The 20,149-nt window shown below is 72.0% G+C and carries 27 protein-coding genes; 13 read left to right on the top strand and 14 right to left on the bottom strand.

The window, feature by feature from the left end:
* Nucleotides 1-10: 10 nt before the first annotated feature.
* The 4 genes from ABH923_RS10415 to ABH923_RS10400 form a co-directional block, all read right to left on the bottom strand.
* Entirely contained in the window at nt 11-715 is a 705-nt protein-coding gene (locus ABH923_RS10415; protein WP_370055299.1) for a hypothetical protein, read from the bottom strand.
* Nucleotides 716-748: 33 nt separating this feature from the next.
* Complete coding sequence (locus ABH923_RS10410; RefSeq protein WP_370055298.1) at nt 749-928, bottom strand: hypothetical protein; 180 nt, start codon at nt 926-928, stop codon at nt 749-751.
* A 271-nt stretch (nt 929-1,199) separates the two neighbouring features.
* Complete coding sequence (locus tag ABH923_RS10405; protein WP_370055297.1) at nt 1,200-2,219, bottom strand: Gfo/Idh/MocA family protein; 1,020 nt, start codon at nt 2,217-2,219, stop codon at nt 1,200-1,202.
* A 111-nt stretch (nt 2,220-2,330) separates the two neighbouring features.
* Nucleotides 2,331-3,326 (bottom strand): Gfo/Idh/MocA family protein, encoded by a 996-nt coding sequence (locus ABH923_RS10400; protein WP_370055296.1) that lies wholly within the window; start codon nt 3,324-3,326, stop codon nt 2,331-2,333.
* 142 nt (nt 3,327-3,468) lie between these two features.
* Here ABH923_RS10400 and ABH923_RS10395 point away from each other — a divergent pair, with 142 nt between their 5' ends.
* The 3 genes from ABH923_RS10395 to ABH923_RS10385 all read left to right on the top strand — a co-directional run bounded on the left by ABH923_RS10395 (nt 3,469) and on the right by ABH923_RS10385 (nt 6,193).
* A complete protein-coding gene (locus tag ABH923_RS10395) occupies nt 3,469-4,236 on the top strand; it encodes an alpha/beta fold hydrolase (protein WP_370055295.1) in 768 nt (255 codons plus the stop codon).
* Nucleotides 4,237-4,508: 272 nt separating this feature from the next.
* On the top strand, nt 4,509-5,801 hold the full coding sequence (locus ABH923_RS10390) for a sodium:proton exchanger (RefSeq protein ID WP_370055294.1): 1,293 nt from the start codon (nt 4,509-4,511) through the stop codon (nt 5,799-5,801).
* Between the two features lie 74 nt (nt 5,802-5,875).
* Entirely contained in the window at nt 5,876-6,193 is a 318-nt protein-coding gene (locus tag ABH923_RS10385; protein WP_370055293.1) for a hypothetical protein, read from the top strand.
* A 9-nt stretch (nt 6,194-6,202) separates the two neighbouring features.
* Here the strand turns inward: ABH923_RS10385 and ABH923_RS10380 are convergent, their stop codons facing one another.
* The 5 genes from ABH923_RS10380 to ABH923_RS10360 form a co-directional block, all read right to left on the bottom strand.
* On the bottom strand, nt 6,203-7,087 hold the full coding sequence (locus ABH923_RS10380) for a hypothetical protein (protein WP_370055292.1): 885 nt from the start codon (nt 7,085-7,087) through the stop codon (nt 6,203-6,205).
* Between the two features lie 26 nt (nt 7,088-7,113).
* On the bottom strand, nt 7,114-7,377 hold the full coding sequence (locus ABH923_RS10375; protein WP_370055291.1) for a Rho termination factor N-terminal domain-containing protein: 264 nt from the start codon (nt 7,375-7,377) through the stop codon (nt 7,114-7,116).
* Between the two features lie 120 nt (nt 7,378-7,497).
* The gene (locus ABH923_RS10370; protein WP_370055290.1) at nt 7,498-8,220 is read right to left on the bottom strand and encodes a hypothetical protein; all 723 of its coding nucleotides are present in this window, start codon (nt 8,218-8,220) and stop codon (nt 7,498-7,500) included.
* A gap of 101 nt (nt 8,221-8,321) precedes the next feature.
* The gene (locus ABH923_RS10365; RefSeq protein ID WP_370055289.1) at nt 8,322-8,594 is read right to left on the bottom strand and encodes a hypothetical protein; all 273 of its coding nucleotides are present in this window, start codon (nt 8,592-8,594) and stop codon (nt 8,322-8,324) included.
* A 115-nt stretch (nt 8,595-8,709) separates the two neighbouring features.
* Nucleotides 8,710-9,048 carry a hypothetical protein gene (locus ABH923_RS10360; RefSeq protein WP_370055288.1) on the bottom strand — a complete coding sequence of 113 codons (339 nt, stop codon included), beginning with the start codon at nt 9,046-9,048 and terminating at the stop codon, nt 8,710-8,712.
* A gap of 78 nt (nt 9,049-9,126) precedes the next feature.
* On the opposite strand from ABH923_RS10360, the gene ABH923_RS10355 reads away from it, so the two are divergent.
* Genes ABH923_RS10355 through ABH923_RS10340 form a run of 4 tightly spaced genes read left to right on the top strand, consistent with a single transcriptional unit; the run spans nt 9,127 to nt 12,270 of the window.
* Nucleotides 9,127-9,909 (top strand): putative protein N(5)-glutamine methyltransferase, encoded by a 783-nt coding sequence (locus tag ABH923_RS10355; RefSeq protein WP_370055287.1) that lies wholly within the window; start codon nt 9,127-9,129, stop codon nt 9,907-9,909.
* Between the two features lie 57 nt (nt 9,910-9,966).
* Nucleotides 9,967-10,800 (top strand): tryptophan-rich sensory protein, encoded by an 834-nt coding sequence (locus ABH923_RS10350; protein WP_370055286.1) that lies wholly within the window; start codon nt 9,967-9,969, stop codon nt 10,798-10,800.
* A gap of 39 nt (nt 10,801-10,839) precedes the next feature.
* On the top strand, nt 10,840-11,310 hold the full coding sequence (locus tag ABH923_RS10345; protein ID WP_370055284.1) for a VanZ family protein: 471 nt from the start codon (nt 10,840-10,842) through the stop codon (nt 11,308-11,310).
* Nucleotides 11,311-11,349: 39 nt separating this feature from the next.
* Nucleotides 11,350-12,270 carry an AEC family transporter gene (locus ABH923_RS10340; protein ID WP_370055283.1) on the top strand — a complete coding sequence of 307 codons (921 nt, stop codon included), beginning with the start codon at nt 11,350-11,352 and terminating at the stop codon, nt 12,268-12,270.
* 129 nt (nt 12,271-12,399) lie between these two features.
* On the opposite strand, the gene ABH923_RS10335 is transcribed toward ABH923_RS10340, so the two are convergent.
* Nucleotides 12,400-12,915: a tetratricopeptide repeat protein gene (locus tag ABH923_RS10335; RefSeq protein ID WP_370055282.1), complete on the bottom strand. Its 516-nt coding sequence runs from the start codon at nt 12,913-12,915 to the stop codon at nt 12,400-12,402.
* A 10-nt stretch (nt 12,916-12,925) separates the two neighbouring features.
* Nucleotides 12,926-13,549 carry a TOPRIM nucleotidyl transferase/hydrolase domain-containing protein gene (locus tag ABH923_RS10330; protein WP_370055281.1) on the bottom strand — a complete coding sequence of 208 codons (624 nt, stop codon included), beginning with the start codon at nt 13,547-13,549 and terminating at the stop codon, nt 12,926-12,928.
* A gap of 53 nt (nt 13,550-13,602) precedes the next feature.
* Between ABH923_RS10330 and ABH923_RS10325 the strand changes: the two genes are divergently transcribed.
* Nucleotides 13,603-13,872: a hypothetical protein gene (locus tag ABH923_RS10325; protein WP_370055280.1), complete on the top strand. Its 270-nt coding sequence runs from the start codon at nt 13,603-13,605 to the stop codon at nt 13,870-13,872.
* A gap of 31 nt (nt 13,873-13,903) precedes the next feature.
* Here the strand turns inward: ABH923_RS10325 and ABH923_RS10320 are convergent, their stop codons facing one another.
* Both ABH923_RS10320 and ABH923_RS10315 read right to left on the bottom strand, forming a co-directional pair.
* Nucleotides 13,904-14,446, bottom strand: coding sequence for a hypothetical protein (locus ABH923_RS10320; RefSeq protein WP_370055279.1), 543 nt, complete (start codon nt 14,444-14,446; stop codon nt 13,904-13,906).
* Complete coding sequence (locus ABH923_RS10315) at nt 14,439-14,759, bottom strand: TetR family transcriptional regulator (protein WP_370055277.1); 321 nt, start codon at nt 14,757-14,759, stop codon at nt 14,439-14,441. The genes ABH923_RS10320 and ABH923_RS10315 overlap by 8 nt, the downstream gene beginning before the upstream one ends.
* Before the next feature lie 105 nt (nt 14,760-14,864).
* On the opposite strand from ABH923_RS10315, the gene ABH923_RS10310 reads away from it, so the two are divergent.
* Together ABH923_RS10310 and ABH923_RS10305 are read left to right on the top strand one after the other, a co-directional pair.
* Nucleotides 14,865-15,794, top strand: a complete 930-nt coding sequence (locus ABH923_RS10310) for an aldo/keto reductase family oxidoreductase (RefSeq protein WP_370055276.1) — start codon at nt 14,865-14,867, stop codon at nt 15,792-15,794.
* 120 nt (nt 15,795-15,914) lie between these two features.
* Nucleotides 15,915-17,120 carry a GDSL-type esterase/lipase family protein gene (locus tag ABH923_RS10305; protein ID WP_370055275.1) on the top strand — a complete coding sequence of 402 codons (1,206 nt, stop codon included), beginning with the start codon at nt 15,915-15,917 and terminating at the stop codon, nt 17,118-17,120.
* A gap of 99 nt (nt 17,121-17,219) precedes the next feature.
* On the opposite strand, the gene ABH923_RS10300 is transcribed toward ABH923_RS10305, so the two are convergent.
* Complete coding sequence (locus tag ABH923_RS10300; protein ID WP_370057338.1) at nt 17,220-18,140, bottom strand: 5'-3' exonuclease H3TH domain-containing protein; 921 nt, start codon at nt 18,138-18,140, stop codon at nt 17,220-17,222.
* 48 nt (nt 18,141-18,188) lie between these two features.
* Here ABH923_RS10300 and ABH923_RS10295 point away from each other — a divergent pair, with 48 nt between their 5' ends.
* The 3 genes from ABH923_RS10295 to ABH923_RS10285 all read left to right on the top strand — a co-directional run bounded on the left by ABH923_RS10295 (nt 18,189) and on the right by ABH923_RS10285 (nt 20,142).
* Entirely contained in the window at nt 18,189-18,635 is a 447-nt protein-coding gene (locus ABH923_RS10295; protein ID WP_370055274.1) for an SRPBCC family protein, read from the top strand.
* Complete coding sequence (locus tag ABH923_RS10290; RefSeq protein ID WP_370055273.1) at nt 18,632-19,036, top strand: NUDIX domain-containing protein; 405 nt, start codon at nt 18,632-18,634, stop codon at nt 19,034-19,036. Before ABH923_RS10295 ends, ABH923_RS10290 begins: the two co-directional genes overlap by 4 nt.
* 107 nt (nt 19,037-19,143) lie before the next feature.
* A complete protein-coding gene (locus tag ABH923_RS10285) occupies nt 19,144-20,142 on the top strand; it encodes a LacI family DNA-binding transcriptional regulator (RefSeq protein ID WP_370055272.1) in 999 nt (332 codons plus the stop codon).
* Nucleotides 20,143-20,149 lie beyond the last annotated feature (7 nt).

Below are 20,149 nucleotides of genomic sequence, written 5' to 3'. Positions count from 1 at the left end.
GGGCGTCGGCTCACCCGATCAACGACACCGCCCGCGCGATCACCAGCGCGAGCAGCACGAACCCCGCGAACGACTCCAGTGACATCAGCAGCTTGGCCCGGTGGGTGAGCGGCATCGTGTCGGTCGGGCTGAACGCCATCGAGTTCGACAGCGAGAAGTAGAAGTAGTCGACGTAGTTCGGCACCCAGTCCATGACCTGGCTCGAACCGCGCGAGACCTCGATCACGTCATCCTTGTCCTCGTCCTGCGGGAAGCGGAAGTCGGCCAGCGGCAGCTTCTTGCGCGGGAGCGTGACCCGCGCGACCGGGCCGCCGCGGTCCATCGTCCAGTAGACGAGCGCGAACGCGATCACGTTGGTGACCCACACCTGCAGCGAGGCGAGCAGGATCTCCTGCCCGTTGCCGTGCTTGGCGAGCAGCCGAAGGACCGTCTCCACGAAGGCGATCTGGTTGGCGGCGAGGATCAGCACGGCCAGCCCGATCTCCGCCCGCCGCGACCACGTCGACTCGCGGGCCAGCCGGTGCGGGTTGTAGATGATGAGCGCGACCAACATCAGCACGCAGACGCCCACGACGGCCCAGCGGGCGAGGGGCGGGACGACGCTCGGGAGGAAGGCGTAGGCGACGAGCGCGACGAGGGTGCCGATCACGGCGGGCCAGCGGTGCTCGGGCGTGACACCGCGTCGGCGGCCGTCCTCGCCGTCCTGATCGTTCATTCGACGGACAGTACACCGCGCCATCCCGCGGAATCAGTTGAAGATGGCCCACTCCGCTCGGCTGATCTTGGCGCGCTGGCCGTTGATCACGAGGTACCAGCTCTCCTCGTCGCGATGGAGGTACTGGGCGAGCATGGTGGTGTACCGCCATTCGCCGTTGACCTGGCTCCAGCGGATCAAGGAGATGAGCTGCCCTTGACGCAAGTAGGGCACCGCGACGAAGTCATCGTGTCGCGGATGTTCGGGACCACCAGTAGTGCGCCCCATCCTCGGAGTGCTCATGCGTCACTTTAACCCCAACAGACGCGATTTGGGAACAGTTTTCAAGCTGTTGAAATGAAATAGATTGAGTGTCAATCAGCTATGGATTTGCTGTGGAGACGGCCTCGTTGGTGGCAGGTCCGCGGCCACGCCGAAGGGCACGTTAACGCCCCTAAAACCGTGGTTTTGGGGCGTTTACGTGCCCTTCGACAGTGGAAGTGGGTCAGCGGGCGGGGGAGAGGGCGGGGATGGTGGCGACGGTGCGGGTGCGCACGGACTCGTAGGCGCCGAGGATGATGCCGAGCACCTCGATGCCCTCCTTCTGCGTGTGCAGGGGGCGTGTGCCGTCGAGGATGCTGCGGGCGAAGTGGCCCAGCTCCTCGCCGAACTCGTGCACCGGCTCCAGCTCGACCACGGTCGGCTCGGCGTCGCCGCGGCGCTTCACCGTGAGCGTCGTGCCGTCGGAGGTCAGGCTGCCGAGCTCGCCGACCGCCGAGAACTTCTCGGTGCCCGGCGCCGCCTCGTACGCCCAGCTCGTGACGACGGTGCCGATCACGCCGTTGTCGAAGCGGACCAGCACGGTCGCGGAGTCCTCGCCCTCCATGAACGACAGGCGGTGCGTGGCCAGCATCGCCGTGACCTCCACCGGGGCGCCGCCGGCCAGGTGCAGCAGCAGGTAGGTGGGGTGGTAACCGGTGTCGATCAGCTCGCCGCCGCCCGAGGTCGACGCGTGCGCGCGCCAGCCCATGTTCGCCGGGTCGAAGTCGTTGAAGAACGAGTCCGTCGTGCGCACCTCGTAGACGCGCCCGATCGCGCCGGACTCGATCAGCTCCTTCGCCCGCGAGACGGCCGGCAGGAAGAGCTGGTTGTGCGCGCACATCAGGGTGACGCCGGCCTCCTCGACCGCGGCGGTGACCTCTGCAGCCTCTTCCGGGGTCAGGCAGAGCGGCTTCTCGCACAGGATGTGCTTGCCGGCGCGCGCGGCGGCGACGATCGCGTCCTTGTGCAGGTGGTGCGGGAGGCAGATGTCGACGGCGTCGATGTCGGCCTCGGCGAGCATGACGCGGTAGTCGGCGTAGACGGCCGCGCCGGACGCCGCCGCGCGGTTCTCCGCGCTCTCGCGCACCGGGTCGGCCACGGCCGCGAAGGTGATGACGTCGGGGTTGCGGAGGTAGCCCTCCACGTGCGCGCCGGCGATGCCGCCGGCGCCGATGAGCCCGATACGAACGGTGGTGCTGGACATAGAGAAACTCCAAGTGATCGAGGGGCACGTAAACGCCCCAAAAGGTGCCGGTTAGGGGCGTTAACGTGCCCCTCGGCGAATGACGGTTTGGCGGGATGGCGCGTTAGCGCGTTAGCGCGTGAGCGTCGGGAACGGCGCGACGGGGCGTCCCTCGGCGGCGGAGGCGTTCGCGGCGACCACGACGCGGGTGAGCGCGAGCGCGTGGTCGAGGTTCGCGTCGGCCCTGCTGCCGTCGTGGATGCGCCGCACCCACTCGTCGAACGCGCCTGCGCCGTCGTCCGGCACGGGCAGTTCCTGCCAGCCGTCGCCGGTGTTCAGGTAGAGCCCGCCCGCTGCCCCGCCGTACGAGAGCGCGCCCTGAGTGCCGCGCAGCTCGATGGTGAAGTCGCCGGGGGTCTGCACGAGGCTCGCCTCGATCACGCCGATGCGCCCGCCGTCGAACTCGGCCGTGACCACGGCGTTGTCGTCGACCTCCCGGCCGGTGAGGTTCGCGTACGTCGCGGTGATCCGCTGCGGCTCGCTCCGGTGGAAGAGGCGGGTCAGGTAGATCGGGTGGCAGCCGAGGTCGGTCAGGGCGCCGCCGTAGGCCTCCGCCGGGTTCCCGAACCGGTCGGGGAGCCAGCCGGCGATCCAGCCGTCGTGCGCGAGGCGCACCCGGCTGTAGGCCAGCTCGCCGAGTGCGCCCGCGTCCAGGACCTCCTCGATCGCGGCGGTGTAGCCGTGGTGGAGGCGCGGCAGCGAGACCACGAGCGAGACGCCCGCGGCGTCGCCGGCTGCGACCAGCGCGTCCGCGTCCGCGACGGTCGGGGCGAGCACCTTCTCGGTGAAGACGTGCTTGCCCGCGGCGATGGCGCGCGAGATGACGTCGACGTGCTGGTCGGTGGAGGTGGTGACCGTGACGCCGTCGAGGGCGTCACGGGCGAGCAGCTCGTCGAGGTCGGCGACGAACTCGACGCCGAACCTCTCGGCGGCCTCCCGGCCGCGTTCGGGGTCGTCGTCCCAGATGGCGACGAGCGTGGTGCCGGGATGCTCCTGGGCGTCGCGGGCGTAATCCTTGCCGTGGACGTGCCAGAAGCCGAGCGCAGCGACAGCGAGTGGATTGGACATGCCTGTGAAGGCCTCCTTGCCTGGTATTCGATGCGCGCGAACCCGACCAGCCTAATCACTTCTCCTCGTCCGCCGCACGTCTTTTGCCGGATTGTCAACAGAAGTAGTGCGCGGGGCGTGCGGGGCGGTAGCGTCTGGCACTGTGACGCGCATCCCCCTGCATCGCGAATGGCACGGCGACGAGGACTCGCCGCACCCGCCGCTGCTGCTGATCCACGGCGGCGGCTCCACGATCGAGTCGAACTGGGGGATGCTGCTCCCGCTGCTGGAGCGCAGCCGCTCGGTGCTCGCGGTCGAGCTGCAGGGACACGGCCGTACGCCGGCGGGCGACCGCGAGCCGTCCTTCGAGGAGTCGGCCGACGATGTCGCCGCCGTGCTCGCGGACCTGCGCGTCGGCCCGGTCGACGTGCTCGGCTTCAGCAACGGCGGTCAGGTCGCGTTCCAACTCGCCGCGCGGCACCCTGCGCTGGTGCGCAAGCTGGTGCTGGCCTCCGCCCCGCTGCGGCGCGACGCGATGGTCGACGGCTTCTGGGAGGGGCTGGAGGCGGGCCGCTTCGAGGACCTTCCCGCCGTCTACGCGGAGGCCGACGCGGCAGTGAGCCGCGACCCGGAGCACGCCAGGCGGATGTTCGAGCTCGACCGCGCGCTGATGCTCGGCTTCGCGGACTTCCCGGACGAACTCGTGGGCTCGGTCACCGCTCCGACGCTGGTCGTGGGTGCCGACCGCGACGTCGTCCGCGCCGGCCACTTCGTGGAGGTCGCGGCCCTGCTGCCCGACGCCCGGCTGCTGATCGTGCCGGGCACGCACGGCGACTACCTGGGGGAGGTGCTGGCGGCGGCGGGCGACGACCGTGCGCTGCGCGCCTTCCTCCCGTATCTGCTGGCCTTCCTCGACGCGCCGCTGACATAGCTGCCAGGCCGCCCGAGCCGCCGAGTTAGGGCGCGCGAAACGCTGGCAATCCGCCCGCCGGGGCCACGCTCGACTGCGCGCGCTGACAGGCTGGACGGGTCGAAGGGGAGTAGCTCCCCGCGGCACGTCGACATACTGGCCGGCCACGAAGCCCGGCCCGGCGTGCCACCCCGCGGGCAGCGCCCGCGGGGCGAGCGAGACCTTCGGCCACCCGTCAGCGGTGGCCGGTCTCCTCGCGCGCCCGGTCGCCGCGCGAGCGAGAGGACCGTCCGATGCCCGGACCCGCCCCCACTGTCAGACCCGCCGCTGCCCCCGCGGTCGCCCCGCCGCGCCGCCCCGGGATGCGACTGCTCCTCCCGCTCGGCATCGCGGCCGCCATCGCGGCCCAGGGCGTCGCGTTGCGCCTGACCGGCGTCGACCTCCCGCCGCTCGTCGGGATGCTCTCCTTCGGCCTCGCCATCGTCGCGGCGGCGTTCGCGCTCGCCTGGGCCGGGGAGGCCGCCGAGCTGGACATCTCCGGCGGCCTCGCTGTCGGCCTCCTCGCGGTCGTCGCGATCCTGCCCGAGTACGCGATCGACCTCTACTTCGCGTTCTCCGCCGGGTCGGACCCGTCGCTGGCCCCGTATGCGGCCGCCAACATGACGGGCTCCAACCGGCTGCTGCTCGGGTTCGGCTGGCCGTTCCTCCTGCTGGTCGCGTTCCTCGCGCTCCGCGCGCTGCGCGGCCGCCGCTCGCCCGACCCGGACGTGCGGCGCAGGCCGTTCGCCATCGCCCTGCCGCGGGAGAACCGCACCGAACTCGGCCTGCTCCTGATCGCGTCCGCGCTGACGCTGATCATCCCGCTGACCGGCCGGATCGACGTCGCGCTCGGCGTCGTCCTCCTGGCACTGTTCGTCTACTACCTGGTCCGCGTGGCTCACACCGAGACCGAGGAGCCCGAGCTGGTGGGCGTCGCCCGCGACCTGGGTGCGCTGCCGACGCGCGCGCGGCGGGCGACCGTCGTCGCGATCTTCGTGGTCGCCGCCCTCGTCATCCTGGCGCTCGCCGAGCCGTTCGCGCACAGCCTGATCTCCGGAGGCCGCGCGCTCGGGATCGACGACTTCCTGCTCGTGCAGTGGCTCGCCCCGCTCGCCTCCGAGGCGCCGGAGTTCGTGATCGCGGTGCTCTTCGTGGTGCGCGGCCGGGCGGCGGCCGGTCTCGGCATCCTGCTCGCCAGCAAGGTCAACCAGTGGACGGCGCTCGTCGGCACCCTCCCGCTGGCGCACGCGATCGGCGGCGGAGGCTGGGCGCTTCCGCTCGACGGACGGCAGACCGAGGAGTTCGTGCTCACGGCGACGCAGACCCTCCTCGGGGTCGCCATGCTGCTGTCTCTGCGGTTCGACTGGCGGTGGGCGGTCGCCCTGTTCACGCTGTTCGCGGCCACCTTCGTGTTCCCGTCGACGGAGGCGCGCTGGATCGTCTCGGCCGGCTACGCGCTGCTGGCCGTCGTGCTGTTCGCGGTCCGGGGTCGCGGGCTCGCGCACGCGCTGGCGGCGCCGTTCCGGAGGTCGCTTACCCGCCAGTAACGGGATATCGGGGGTGTGTCAATCCCCTTTATTCGCCACGCAGTTCGCGCTCGATCTAAGGCACTATTGCAGCTATGGGAAAACTGCTCTACGGCGCAGGTCAGGAATATGACCTCGACGATCGGGTCTTGAGCCACGTCAAGCTCGCGGTCGTCGCCAAGCTGCGCCGCCACGAGAGCTTCCTCCTCAACTGGGACGTCCCCGTCGACCAGGGTTCGGGGCGTGTGTCGCTCTGGATCAGCCGCGAGATCCCGCTTGCCTTCCAGTTCGCCGGCAGCCGGCCTCCCGCGATCAACGCGCACTGGCTGGAGGCGCTCATGCACACCTCGCAGCGCACCGGCGGCATGGTCGTGATGGCCGAGGACGAGGCCGAACAGCACCTTCCGGGCTGACCGGAGAACTCAGTCGCCGCGCGCCTCGTCGAGGGCGCGTTCGGCGTCCCGCACCGCACGCTGCAGCTCCGGGATGCGCCGCCGGAGCGCGCGCTCGGCGGCCTTCGACTCGCTGAGCTCGGCCTCGGTGCGCTGGAGGCGGCGTTCGAGCGCGTCGCGCTCGGCCTGGAGGTCGGAGCGGCGCTCGACCTCCGCGTCCAGTTCGTCGTCGAGCGACTCGGCGTCGGCCCGCGCGCGTTCGAGAGCGCGCTCGGCCGCGCGGATCGTGCGCTCGCGCTCGCGGCGTTCGCTGGCGGACTCGGTGCCGGCGTCGGGTGCGGGCTCGCTGTCCTCGTGCGGCGGGGCCGCCTTGCAGGCCTTCGCGGGCCCGGGTGCCACCAGCGGGCCGGCGGTCCGCTCCACCGCGGCGGTCAGCGACCCCTCATCCAACGGCAGCGCGACCGCGTCGGCCACATCCACCGACTCCACCCCGGTCGACTCGAGTGCGCGGACCAGCATCCCACTGCGCACCGCGGCGGCCGCGACCGGGTCCACGACGGCGGCCTGGAGGGTCTCCTCGACTTCGCGGCCGACCGCCGCGCTCGTCCCGAGGTCGCGGAGGGCCCGCTGCAGCAGCCGCTGTCGCTCCTCCCGGGTCAGGTCGCGGATGGCGTCCCGGTCGCGCGCGGCGAATGCGTCCCGCATCCGGTCGCCGAGCTGGAGGATCCGGTCGACCAGTTCGGGGTCGCGGCGGGTCAGCGCGTTGACCGCTGCGGCGGACGCCGTCGGCTTCCGCAGCGCCTTGATGCTCTTCGCGAGCTCGGGGTCGGCTCCCGCGGCGGCCGAAGCCCGCGCGGCGACGAACTCCGCGGGCTCGACCCCGTACAGGTCTGCGGCCACGTCGCGCAGGTTCATGGCGCGAGTGTACGCGCGACGATGGGTCAGTGGTCGCGCAGCTCCTTCACCAGCTCGGATTTGGTCTTCGTCGAGTAGCCGGTGAGGCCGAGCTCCTTCGCGCGCTTCTTCAGCTCCGGCACCGTCCAGTCGTCGTAGGAGCCGGACTCGCCGCCTTTACGGCCGACCGACTTCCGGCCGCGGGCGGCGGCGGCGTTGGAGATGCGAGCGGACTTCTCCTTCGAGTTGCCCTCGTCGCGCAGCTTCTCGTAGAGCTCCTGGTCCTTCAGCGAGTTCTCCCGTCCCGGCATGATGCGGCTCCTCTCATCGTTCGGTCCGCACGGTACGCCGCGGGTCGGCCGGCGCCAGGGGGTGAGAAACGCGAAGGGGTCCGCGACCGGATGGCCGCGGACCCCTTCGACGGTCGGGGACTACGCGCGCGGCGCCTTCGACGCCTTGATCGCCGCGAACCATGCGGAGGACGGCCGAAGCCAGATCAGGATGACGGCGACGATGGACGCGATCACCTGGATGAGGCCGAACGGGAAGCCCGGGAGGATGTTCAGCAGGGACACCACGGTCAGGATCGTGAGGACGATCCGCGCCCAGTTGGCGCCGCGCCGCATGAAGAAGGCGAACAGCACGAACACGATGGCCCAGAAGATCAGCGTGATGATCGACAGGCCGATGGCGACGCCGATCGCCGCGGTGGCCAGCGTGTCGATGTTCTGGCCGTGCAGGTTCTGGGTCTGCAGCTGGCGGATGATCGCCGCTCGGTTGCTGCTCGCCGACGCGATGGTGACGATGCCGCCGATCACGCTGAGCACAGCGCTCGCGATGTAGAGCCAGAACGCGGTGTTGACGGTCGTCGGGATGCGGGTCGGCGTGGCGACGGGCGGCGGGGGAACGGCCGCGTACGACGGGAAGGCGCCGGGCGGCGGCGGGACGGCTCCGGCTTGCGGCGCGGGGGGCGCGGGCGGGAATCCACCGGCGGGCGCGGCGCTCGGCGGCGTCACCGGCGGTACGGGAGGCGCGTCGGATGCGGGGGCCGCAGGCGCGGCCGGCTCGGTGGGCTCGGGGACCGGCGGGACGGCGCCGGCAGTGTTGCCGCCCTCGGGAGGCTGCGGCTTGTTCTCGTCCTCAGGAATGGTCATGCTCGCGACGATACTGGAATACCGGAATTCGGGCTACAGTCCGCACGCGTGCCGCGCATTCGGCCCGACAAGCGGTCGCGTCGTGCGTGGCCCAGCGGCCGTCAGGTCAGCGAGTCGAAGTCGAACCAGAACGAGTCGTCCTCTTCGTGGTCGCTGGCCGTGGCCGGCTCGCGGGGGATGCTGGCCGTCTCGATGCGCACGCGGGTCTGGCTGGTCACGAAGATCTCGCTCGGCGGACGGCTCGACTGGGTGATGGCCACGAAGTCGCCGTCGTTGCGGCTCGCCTGGATCACCTGCCGCTTCAACTCTTCGACAGGCTCGCGGTCGACGAACGTGAACCTCAGTTCATCGATGTAGACGTGGAACACCTGCATGCCCTACTCCCCGAAGTTGCCTTACCCGCCAGATAGTACGCGCCCATCCCCTTTCTACCAGTGCAGAACTGTATCGAGAGGCGCTCGCCCCCGGTCGTTTCGTCGGATCGGGAGCTCACAGCATGTCGACGTCGAGGTCGTCCATGCTCTCCGTGCCGAGCCGGACGAAGGTCGCCCTGCGTGGGCCGAGGGCGGCGACCCGGTCGTCGAGCCCGTTGACGAAGTCGTCGTCGAGCAGCTCGGGCCCCTCGAAGTGCTCCGACTCCGCCATGATCTGGCTGGCCGGCCCGAGCAGCATCACGATCTCGCCCACCTCGCCGGTCTCGAGGATCGCCGGCGCGTGCACTTCGGCGGCGGCCGTGTTGGTCGCCAGCGCCGCCGCGTACTTCACCAGCACGTCCGCGATCGCGTCGCCGGTGAGCACCGAGCCGCTCGCGTAGTGAATCCTCTTCATGACCCATCCATACGTGCGGAACGGCAAGCGGTCAAGGTTCCGGCAAGGGGGTTGACTGTGCCCCGCTAGCATGGCCCGGTGAGTGCGATCGATGAGGATGACATCGTCCGCCGGCTGCGCGCCGCGGGCTGCGTCTTCGCCGAGGAGGAGGCCGCGCTGCTGCTCGAGTCGGCGTCGTCGCCGGGCGAACTGGAGGCCCTGGTCGCCCGCCGCGTGGCGGGCGAGCCGCTGGAGCCGCTTCTGGGGTTCGCCGAGTTCGGCGGGCTGCGCATCCACGTGGACGCGGGTGTGTTCGTCCCGCGCCGCCGCACCGAGCTGCTCGCGCGGGAGGCGGCGGCGCTGACCCGGCCGGGCGACGCGGTGCTCGACCTGTGCTGCGGGGCGGGCGCGATCGGCGCCGTCATCGCCGCGCGGGTGCCCGAGGCGCTGGTGTACGCAGCGGACGTCGAGCCGGCCGCCGTGCGCGCGGCCCGGGCGAACCTCGACCCGGCCCGCGTGTTCGAGGGCGACCTGTTCGCCCCGCTGCCGCCCGAGTTGCACGGAGCGCTCGCCGTGATCGCCGTGAACGCGCCGTACGTCCCGACGGACGCCATCGGGCTGATGCCGCCGGAGGCGCGTCTCTATGAGCCGGCGGTGGCGCTGGACGGCGGGGCGGACGGCCTCGACCTCCACCGCCGGATCGCCGCCGAGGGCCCCGCCTGGCTGGCGCCGGGAGGCGCGATCGTCATCGAGACCAGCGGCGAACAGGCGGCGCGCACCGCGGGCCTGTTCGAGGCGGAGGGGCTCGCGGCGCGCGTGGTGACCGACGACGACCTCGACGGGACGGTCGTGATCGCCTCCCGGCGGCCTCCGACGCCCTAGAGCCCGCGGCAGCGCAAGGGATACCGCTTTTCCTGTTTTCGGTCTAGATTCCACCCCATGACCAGCCTTACCCGAAGGCTGCCGCTCGGTGTGACCCACCCGACCGTCTTCGACCGCATCCGGCAGAGCGGAGTGATCGCCGCGACCGTCGTCGCGCTGTGCGGCGCGGTGTACGGAGCCGGGCTCGCGGGAGGCCGCCCCATCCCGCGCGTGGCGGGCGGCGCCCTCGGCCCCGACGCCACGCTCCTCGCGCCGGCCGGCCCGGCGTTCGCCATCTGGTCCGTGATCTACCTGGGACTGGCCGGCTACGCGATCTGGCAGGCGCTGCCCTCGCAGGCCGCCCGCCGCCGGCAGCGCGCCGTGGGCTACTGGATGATCGCCTCGCTCCTGCTCAACGCCGCCTGGATCCTGGCGGTGCAGGCGGGGCTGCTCGCGCTGAGCGTTCCGCTCATCGTCCTCCTGCTCGTCGTCCTCGTCGTCGCGTTCGCGCGGCTGCGGCACGAGCCGGGCGGGACGACCGCCGACGCCGTCCTCCTCGACGGTACTGTCGGCCTCTCCCTCGGCTGGGTGATGGTGGCGACGGCCGCGGACGTGGCGGCGTGGCTGCAGGCGGCCGGCTTCACCGGGTTCGGGATGACGCCGGAGGTCTGGGCGATGGTGGTCCTCACGGCGCTCGCCGTGGTGGCCTGCGCGCTCGCGGTGTGGGACCGCGGCCGGCTGGCGCCCGCGCTCGCGTCGGCGTGGGGACTCGTGTGGATCGCCGTCTCGCGCGTGGTGGGAGGCCTCCCGAGCGCGGTGGTGGCGGTCACGGCGCTCGCCGCGGGGATCCTCGTGGTCATGGTGGCGGTGGCGGTGCGGGTGGCACGCGGCGGGCGGGTGCGGCGGAGCTGACCAGGGTGGAACCTGAGGTCTGACACACAGGATTTCCCGATGCTCAGCGCCTACGCTGAGCAGATGCCCGCCCGCCGCACCCGCCGCCGCGCGACTGCCGCGCTCCTGGCCTACACCGCGTTCGTCGCCGCAGTCGGGCTCTGGCCGACGCCCGTCGACCGCCCGTTCGATCCGCTGCTGTTCCGCCTCCTCGGCGCAGGGGAGGTCGTCGGGATCCGGCCGCTCGACGCCTACGACGTGATCGAGTTCACGGCCAACGTGGCGTTCTTCGTGCCGCCCGCTCTGCTCATCGTGCTGATCGTCGGCCTCCGCCGGTGGTGGGTGGCCCCGCTCGCCGGCCTGCTCTGCAGCGTCGCGATCGAGCTCACCCAGCACTTCCTCCTGCCGGCCAGGTTCGGCACCGTGAACGACGTGATCGCGAACACCCTCGGGGCGCTGATCGGCACGGGGATCGGGGTGCTGGTGGTGGCGCGGCGGCGCGCGGATGCGGGCGTTTCGCGAACTTCCTGACACCATCGTCCAGGGGAGACGAGAGGAGACGCCGACGCGATGGCTGGAGTGCTGACCGGGTTCGGGATCATCGCGTTCGTCATCCTGGTCGGCTACCTCGCCGGACGGTTCCGGGTCGGCGGCCCCACCGCGCCGTACGTGCTCAACCGGATCGCGTTCTTCGTCACGAACCCGGCGCTCCTCTTCGTCACGCTCGCGCACGCCGACCTGAAGGTCGTGTTCTCGACCCAGCTCGTCGTCGCCGCCATCGCCGCCATCGCCGCGGCGGGCCTCTTCCTGCTGCTGTCGCGGCTGTTCTTCCGGCGGTCGGCCGCGGAGACGACGATCGGGACGCTCGGCTCTGGCTACGTCAACGCGAACAACATCGGCCTCCCGGTCGCGGTCTACGTGCTCGGCAGCGCGTCGTACGTGGCGCCGGTGCTGCTGCTGCAGCTCATCGTGTTCGCGCCGATCGCGCTCACGGTGCTGGATATCACCAGCCGCGGGACGGTGTCGCTGTGGTCGATCCTGACGCAGCCGGTGCGCAACCCGATGATCATCGCCTCCCTGCTCGGCATCCTCGTGGACGTGCTGCACATCCCGATCCCGGCCGCGGTCTACCAGCCGTTCGAGCTGCTCGGCGGCGCCGCGGTGCCGCTCGTGCTGATGGCGTTCGGGATGTCGCTGCACGGGTCGCGGCCGCTCCAGGCGGGGCACGGGCGGGTCGAGATCGCGACCGCGGTGCTCCTCAAGTCGGTCGGGATGCCGCTGGTCGCGTTCGCCGTGGCGCGGTTCGCGTTCGGCCTCGAGGGTCACGCGCTGTTCGCGGCGGTCGCACTCGCCGCCCTCCCGACCGCGCAGAACGTCTACAACTTCGCCGCCCGCTACGAGCGCGGGATGCCGGTGGCGCGCGACATCGTGCTGCTGACCACGCTCTTCGCGGTGCCGGTGCTGCTGGTCATCGCGGCATTCCTGGCCTGACCCACTCGCGATTCGTGCCGAATGTCGCGTTCGGCGCGCTCAGAGCCGCGATTCGTCACGAATGTCTGACTCGCGATTCGTGCCGAATGTCGCGTTTGGCGCGCTCAGAGCCGCGATTCGTGACGAATGTCAGAGGCGCGATTCGTCGAGCTCGTGCAGGTACTCGGCGTTGCCGCGCAGACCGGCCTCGTAGCGCAGGAGGTCGGGGGTGCGGATGCGGTCGGCCGCGAGCTCCATGAGCTCGGCGACCGCGGCGTCGCTGCGCCCGGCGGCGTGCAGCGAGAGCGCGTGCCAGACCCGCACCGACTCGGACTCCGGGAAGGCGTCCCGCGCCCGGGCGAGCACCGCCAGCGACTCGTCGAAGCGCCCCAGGTTGCGCAGGGTGCTCCCGTACTGCAGCAGGCACTTGCGGCGGGTGTCGTCCTCCAGCCCCACCTCGAGCGCGCGCTCGTAGTAGCCGGCCGCCGTCTCCTCCTCGCCCGCGGTGTCGTAGGAGCCGCCGACCTCGTACAGGACGTGCGGGTCGTCGGGATGCTCGGCGAGCACGGCAAGGAACGCATCGATCGTCGGCGCCATGTTCTCGCGGTCGCGCGCGGCGAACAGCAGGGCGAGACGGTCGAGCAGCTCGGGGGAGGTGGCGGGCATGCGCACCAGCCTAGGGGCGCAGCACGCTCTCGACGGCCTCCCGCAGCGGCGTGGGCAGCTCCGACGGTCCCAGCTCCTCGGTGAGGACGCGCCCGTACTGCTCCTTGCGGCCGGAGGTCGTGCCCAGGAACCGGTGCAGCTGGGCGAGCACCGGCCGCTCGCGCTGCGCCGGCTGCCGCTGGAAGGTGCGGAACAGTCCCAGGTCGCCCTCGCGCGCGAGCGCGGCCTCCGCCCGCTCGGCGCCGAGCGCCCGCAGCAGCTCGCCCTCCAGGTCCGGCCGGCACACCGACACGGAGGCCGCGTCCAGCCCGGCGCGCTCGAAGAAGCCCGCCTCGCCGGCGTCGCACAGTCCGTGCAGCTTCAGGTGCGCCGGGCGCAGCATCCCGACGAACCGGCGCACGCTCATCGCGCCGCCCATCGGCAGGATCGCCACCCCCGCGGCGGCCGGGTCGACCCCGAGCAGCCGGGAGGCCTCCCGGCAGGCTGCACGGTCGCTCGCGCCCTCCACGAGGAGCGCACCGGAGAGCTCCGGCGGCACGGGGACGGGCACGGCGGCGGCCCGCTCCGACCACACGGCAGCCGCGCGCTCGAAGCGTGCCACGGGGTCGTCGGCGTCCCGCATCGGTTCCGTCACCCGGCCCATTCTGCTCCTGGTGCCGTCGTCGCGGCGCGCGTACGGTGCAGCCCATGAAGGTCATCATCTTTGTGGCAGGCGTCGCCGTCGGGTTCGTGATCGGTACCCGCGCGGGCCGTGGCGCGTACGAGAACATGCGGAACAAGTGGCAGGGCTTCTCCGGCTCGGACCAGGTGCAGCAGGTGAAGGACGGCGTCCGCGACTTCGCGGGCCAGGCCGCCTCCGACCTCAGCGACAAGGTCACCGAAGCCGTGGGCAAGGCGTCGGACAAGCTCGACGAGGTCACCGGCAAGAAGGCGGACACGACGCCGACCGAGGCGTGAGCGCGCACCCGCCTCAGGAACTCGGGCCGCCTCAGGCCCCCTGAGGCGGGTGCGCCAGCAGGTCGACGCGCTCCGCCAGGTAGGCGGGGAAGCCGACGGTCTGCTCCGACGACGCGCTCCACCGCACGAGCGCCTCGCCGTCCCGCAGCAGCAGCGGACCCGTGGCGCCCCGTAGCGCCTCCACCGTCAGCTGGATCTCCGGTGCATCGAAGTCCACCGTCTCGCCGTCGCGGAAATGCCCGCGCTCGGCCGCTGCGCGGTACGCCCGCCGGGTCTCCGCCGACACCGACACGTACTGGGTCCGTCCTGGCGGTGTCGCCCGGACGAGCCGGCCGGTCGCGAACAAGGTTCCGTCGCGGCCGAGCAGGAGCACGCCCAGCCGCCAGACCCGCCCCTCCGGTCGCAGCACCGGCTCGCGCGGGATGCCGAACGTGCGGCGCCGCGGCACCAGGACCGCGAGCGCCTCGTCCCTGGCGCCCGCCTCGGTCAAGCGCAGCACGGCCTCCGCGAGCGCGTCGCGGATGCCGGCGACGGCCTCCCGGTCGCGGGAGTCCTGCTCGCTCAGCTCATCCACGCATCCGAGGATAGGCCGCCCGCGCGACGCTCCGGTCGGCCGACGTCCTCGGGCGGATCGAGAACGAGCTCGCATCCGTGATCATCAGCAGCTCGACGCCCTGTGCGTGCCGCAGGATCACCAGGGCGGACGCGTCGGAGTCCGCGACCCGCTCCACCTGGTTGAGGAAGATGCGCGCCATCTCGTCGCTGACATGGAAGTCGCGTCCGAGCGCGTGCACGATGTAACCGGGACCGCTGGATTGTGGTGATTCGAGCCGTGTCTCCTGCCGGAACCCCTCGACCGCCGTCCTCGCCGCTGGCGTCATCGTCATCGGTCCCCTCCTCCGCTCGCGGCGGAGCCCCGACTCCCCGCACTCTTGACCGTAAGTCTGTCGAGCGAATCTGGCCAGGGGGTTGACGGGGGGTTAGATGGAATCATGAAAACCCTGAGTCTTCCGAACATCGCTGTGCCCGCTTCCAACATCATCCTCGGCCTCATGCGGATCAGCCCGCTCTCCGACGAGGAGATCCGCACCCTCGTCGGCACCGCCAGGGACGCGGGCGTCACCGTGTTCGACCACGCCGACATCTACGGCGGTGAGCGCCACGGCTGCGAGACCCGGTTCGGCGAGGCGGGCGCCATCCCCGCAGCGGAGCGCGACCAGGTCGTCATCCAGTCGAAGGTCGGCATCCGCCAGGGTTACTTCGACTTCTCGGGGGAGCACATCCTCACCACCGTGGACGAGTCGCTCGCCGCGCTGCGCACCGACTACCTCGACCTGCTGCTGCTGCACCGACCGGACACCCTGGTGGAGCCGGAGGAGGTCGCGGCGGCGTTCGACCAGCTGGAGGCCGCGGGCAAGGTGCGCGCGTTCGGCGTGTCCAACCACACGCCCGGCCAGATCGAGCTGCTGCGTCGCTGGGTGAAGCAGCCGCTGAAGGTGAACCAGCTCCAGCTCAGCATCACGCACTCGCCGATCATCGCGCAGGGGGTCGCCGCCAACATGGGCGGGCTGGACCAGTCCGTCGTCCGCGACCTCGGCATCCTCGACTACGCCCGGCTGAACGACATCACGCTGCAGGCGTGGTCGCCGTTCCAGAAGGGCTTCTTCGACGGCGTCTTCCTCGGCGACACCGAGGAGTACGCGGAGCTGAACGACGCGCTCGGCGAGCTCGCCGCGAAGTACGGCGTCACGCCGACCGGTGTCGCTACCGCGTGGATCACCCGGCACCCCGCGAACATGCAGGTCGTCCTCGGCACCACCAACCCGGGCCGGGTGCAGGAGGCCGCCGCCGGCTCCGACCTGCCGCTGACCCGCGAGGAGTGGTACCGCCTCTTCCGCCTCGCCGGCCACACCCTCCCGTAAACCGCCGAGTGGGCGCAAAGTCCGCTCGAAACCGCCGAGTGGGCGGATAATCCGACGTCTCGCGGGCGTCCGGCGAGCCGTGGGTGCCGCGGAGCGCGCGGGCGGGATACCGTCATCCAAGTGGAAGACGTCCGGCTCGGCGCCACGCGGCGGCTCGCGGCGAGGCTGAGGCTCCTGCGCGTCGGCGGAGTCCGGCAGACGCTGGTGCGCCCGACCGATTCCCCGCAGGCTTTCGTCGCCGGCCGGCAGAGCCTCCGCGTGCTGCTGGCCGGCTCCGGCCCGGTCTCCGGCTGGGGCGTCGGCAGCCACGAACTCGCACTGCCCGGCGCGCTCGCGCGGGCGATCGCGGCGACCACCGGACGCGGCGTCGTCGTGGATGTCGTGACGCACGAGACCGCGGGCGTGCACAAACTGGCCCGCATGGTCCGTGCCGCGGGCGCCGGCAGGTACGACCTCGTCATCCTGAGCGCCACCGTCGCGGACACGGTCCGCATGGTCGAGCCGCGGCGGTGGGGCGCCCACGTCGCCGGGCTGCTGCGGGAGGTGCGCGGCAGCGGCGCGGGGCTGGTCGCCTGGCTCGGCGCGCAGCCGATCCGGTCGCTGCCGCCGTTCGACGACGACTTCCGCGACTTCGTGCGGCAGCATGCCGAGCGGCTGAACCGCGTGGCGGAGAAGGCCTGTGCCGACACGGGCGCGATCTTCCTCCCGCTGCCCGAGTCGCCCAAGCCCGAGGGCGGGCGGCACAGGAGCCCGGCGGACTACCTCTTCTGGGCGCGCTGGATCACCGACGAGCTCGCCCCGGCCCTGATCGGCCATCCCGTCGAGGCCGGGCATCACACCTCCACCGCGGAGGACCGGATGGCGGCGATCACCAGGCTGCGGCTCGGCGAGCACAAGCAGGACGGCCGGCTGGAGGGGCTGGTCGGCACCGCGCAGCGAACGCTGGGCACCGAGATCGCGATGTTCACCGTGCTCGACGACCGCACGGAGTGGCCGATCGCGGCTGTCGGGGCGTCGCCGCGCGAGATCCCCATCGAGCAGTCCGCGTGCCTGCACACCCTCCAGTCGCCGGACGGGATGGTCGTGTCCGACGCCGAGCACGACCCGCGGTTCGCGGCGAGCGAGCTCGTCACCGGTCCCGCCCACCTCCGCTTCTACGCCGGGTACCCGGTGGAGGCGCCGGACGGCACCCGCATCGGCGCGATGTGCGTCTTCGGCCGCTCGCCCCGGCAGCCGGGCGAGTCGGACAGCGACCTCGACGTGCTCCGCGAGCTGGCGCTGCTCGCCCAGCGCGAGCTCTGGCGCTTCGACCCCGACGCCTCCTGACCCCGCCCACCCTTCCGCCGAAGGGCACGTTGTTGTCACTTCTGCACGCGAAAAGTGACAACAAAGTGCCCCTCGGCGCTCTTGGAGGAGGGGGTGGGGCTACGCGGAGGCGGCGGCGGTGAGCGCGGCGAGGCAGCGGTCGAGGGAGCCGCCGAGGGCCCAGCGCTCGCCGAGGGACTCGAGGGCCGCGCGCTGCTCGTCGCCCGGGGCGCGCAGGCGGGCGTCGACGTCGCCGAGCGGGAGGTCGCGGACGACCTCCACGACGGTCGGCGCGACGGAGAGGTAGTCGACGGCGGCGGCGAACTTGGTCCGCAGCGCCGGCTTCATCGCGCTCGCCGGGTCGGCGGCGGCCGCCTCGATCCCGCTCAGGTCGCCGTACTCGGCGAGCAGCGCGCCCGCCGTCTTCTCGCCGACGCCGGCGACGCCGGGCAGTCCGTCCGAGGAGTCGCCGCGCATGACCGCGAAGTCCGCGTACTGGTTCGCGTGGATGCCGTACTTGGCCACGATCGTCGCGTCCGTCAGCACCTCGAGGTTGCTCATCCCGCGCGCCGTGTAGACCACCCGCACGTCCCGGCCGTCGTCGACGAGCTGGAACAGGTCGCGGTCGCCGGTCACGACATCCACCGGCCCCGGCGTGACCGTGGCGAGCGTGCCGATCACGTCGTCCGCCTCGTGCTGGGCCGCGCCGACGATCGCGATGCCGAGGGCGGCCAGCACTTCCCGGATCACCGGCACCTGCACCACGAGCTCGGCCGGCACCTCCTCCACGTCGACGCCGCCGGGGACCTCCTGCGCCACGCGGTGCGCCTTGTAGCTCGGGATGAGGTCGACCCGCCAGCGCGGCCGCCAGTCGTCGTCCCAGCAGGCCACCAGCGACTCAGGTCCGTAGTCGGTCACCAGCTTCGCGATGATGTCGAGGAAGCCGCGGATCGCGTTCACGGGAGTCCCGTCCGGTGCGCGCACCGTGTCGGGGACGCCGTAGAAGCCGCGGAAGTAGAGGGATGCGCTGTCGAGGAGCATCGTTCGCCCGGTCACAGCCCGATCATGCCATGCCGCTAAGGTGTGCGCATGGCCGGAACCATCGTCGTGGAACGCACCGACACCATCCAGACCACGCCCGAGGCACTGCTGCCCCACATCGCGGAGCTGCCGCGCTGGGTGGACTGGTCGCCGTGGGAGGGCATGGATCCCGCGCTGAAGCGCGAGTACACCGGCGAGCCAGGCGCGGTCGGCTCGACCTACGAGTGGAGCGGCAACCGCAAGGCCGGGGCGGGGAAGATGCGGATCGAGTCCGTGCAGCCGGACGGCGTCGGCGTCGCGCTCGACTTCACGCGACCGTTCAAGTCGAGCAGCCATGTGCGCTTCCTGCTCACGCAGGAGGGCGACCGCACGCGCGTGATCTGGCGGATGGAGAGCGCGCGGACGTTCTTCAGCCGGTTCTTCAACCTGGACAAGCTGGTCGGCCCCGACTTCGAGAAGGGACTCCGCCGGCTCAAGATGCTGGTCGAGTCATGACGCTGGCTCCGCTGCTGGTGTCGGCCGTCGCGGTGGTGCGCGACCGGCGCGTGCTGATGGTGACCTCCCGCGGGCGCGACGTCTACTACATGCCGGGCGGCAAGGTGGACCCGGGCGAGACCGCGGCCGAGGCGGCGGCGCGGGAGGCCGAGGAGGAGGTCGCGCTCGCGCTCGACGTCGACGCGCTGACCGAGCTGTTCGAGGTGCGGACGCAGGCCCACGGGGAGCCGGACGGCCGGCAGGTGCACATGCGCGTGTTCCGCGCCGAGACGGACGCCGAGCCGGCGCCCTCCGGCGAGGTGGACGCGGTGCACTGGGTGACGACCGCCGACGCCGATCGGTGCCCGCCGGCCGGGCACGCGGTCCTCGAGCGCCTCGCCGGCCTCGACCTCATCGACTGACGCCGCCGAGGGGCACGTGAACGCCCCTAAAACGCCGGCATAAGGGCCACAACGTGCCCCTCGGCGGAGTGGCGGCGGGTGCGAGCGGCGGCCAGTAGGGTGTGGATGTGAGTGAGAGCGGGCGCGCGCCGGGCGTGCGGGAGGTCGCGGCCGCGGCGGGTGTCTCGCGGCAGACCGTGTCACGCGTGCTCAACGACCACCCGAGTATCCGACCGGAGACGCGTGAGCGGGTGCTCACGGCGATGGCCGATCTCAACTTCCGCCCGAACCGCGCCGCGCGCATGCTCACCACCGCGCGCTCGCGCACCATCGGGGTGCTGGCGTCGTCGGCGTCCTCGCTGTTCGGGCCGGCCTCCAGCATCGACGCCGTCGAGCAGGCGGCGCGCGACGCGGGATACTTCGTGACCGTTGCCCACGCGGCCTCCATCGACCCGGTGGACCTCGGCGCGGCCGTCGACCATCTCGGTGCGCAGTCGGTGGAGGGCGTCATCGTCATCGCCCCGCAGCGGGCCGTGCAGGAGGCCATGACTGCGCTCTCGCTGGCGGTCCCGTCCGTCACTCTGCACGGAGCGGGGATCGCGGGCGACGACGGTGTGTTCGTCGACCAGGTGGAGGGCGCCCGCCTGGCCACCCGCCACCTGCTCGCGCGCGGCCACACTCGGATCGCGCACCTGAGCGGCCCCGGCGACTGGTCGGAGGCGCGGGCGCGCCGCGACGGCTACCTGGCCGAGCTGGGCGATGCCGGGCGGGACCCTGTGGTCTCACGGGATGGCGACTGGACGGCCGCGTCGGGTGCGGCGATCGGCGCGGAGCTCCTCGACGACCCCGAGCTGACCGCCGTGTTCTCGTCGAACGACCAGATGGCGCTCGGGCTGCTGCACGCGGCGCGCGAACGGGGACGCCGGGTGCCGGAGGACCTCGCGGTCGTCGGCTTCGACGACATCCCCGAGGCCGCGTACTTCGCGCCGCCGCTGACGACCGTGCGGCAGGACTTCGCCGAGCTCGGCCGCCGCGGGGTCGCGCGCCTGGTGGCGCTGATCGAGGGACGCGAGCTGGCGTTCGACGCTCCGGTGGCGCCGGTGCTGGTGGTCCGCGACTCGGCTTGACACGTCC

Origin of the sequence: Leifsonia sp. EB41, assembly GCF_041262565.1 — a bacterium.
Taxonomy (GTDB): domain Bacteria; phylum Actinomycetota; class Actinomycetes; order Actinomycetales; family Microbacteriaceae; genus Leifsonia.
The sequence above is the reverse complement of the archived record's forward strand: the minus strand, read 5'-3'. Positions and strand labels throughout refer to the sequence as shown.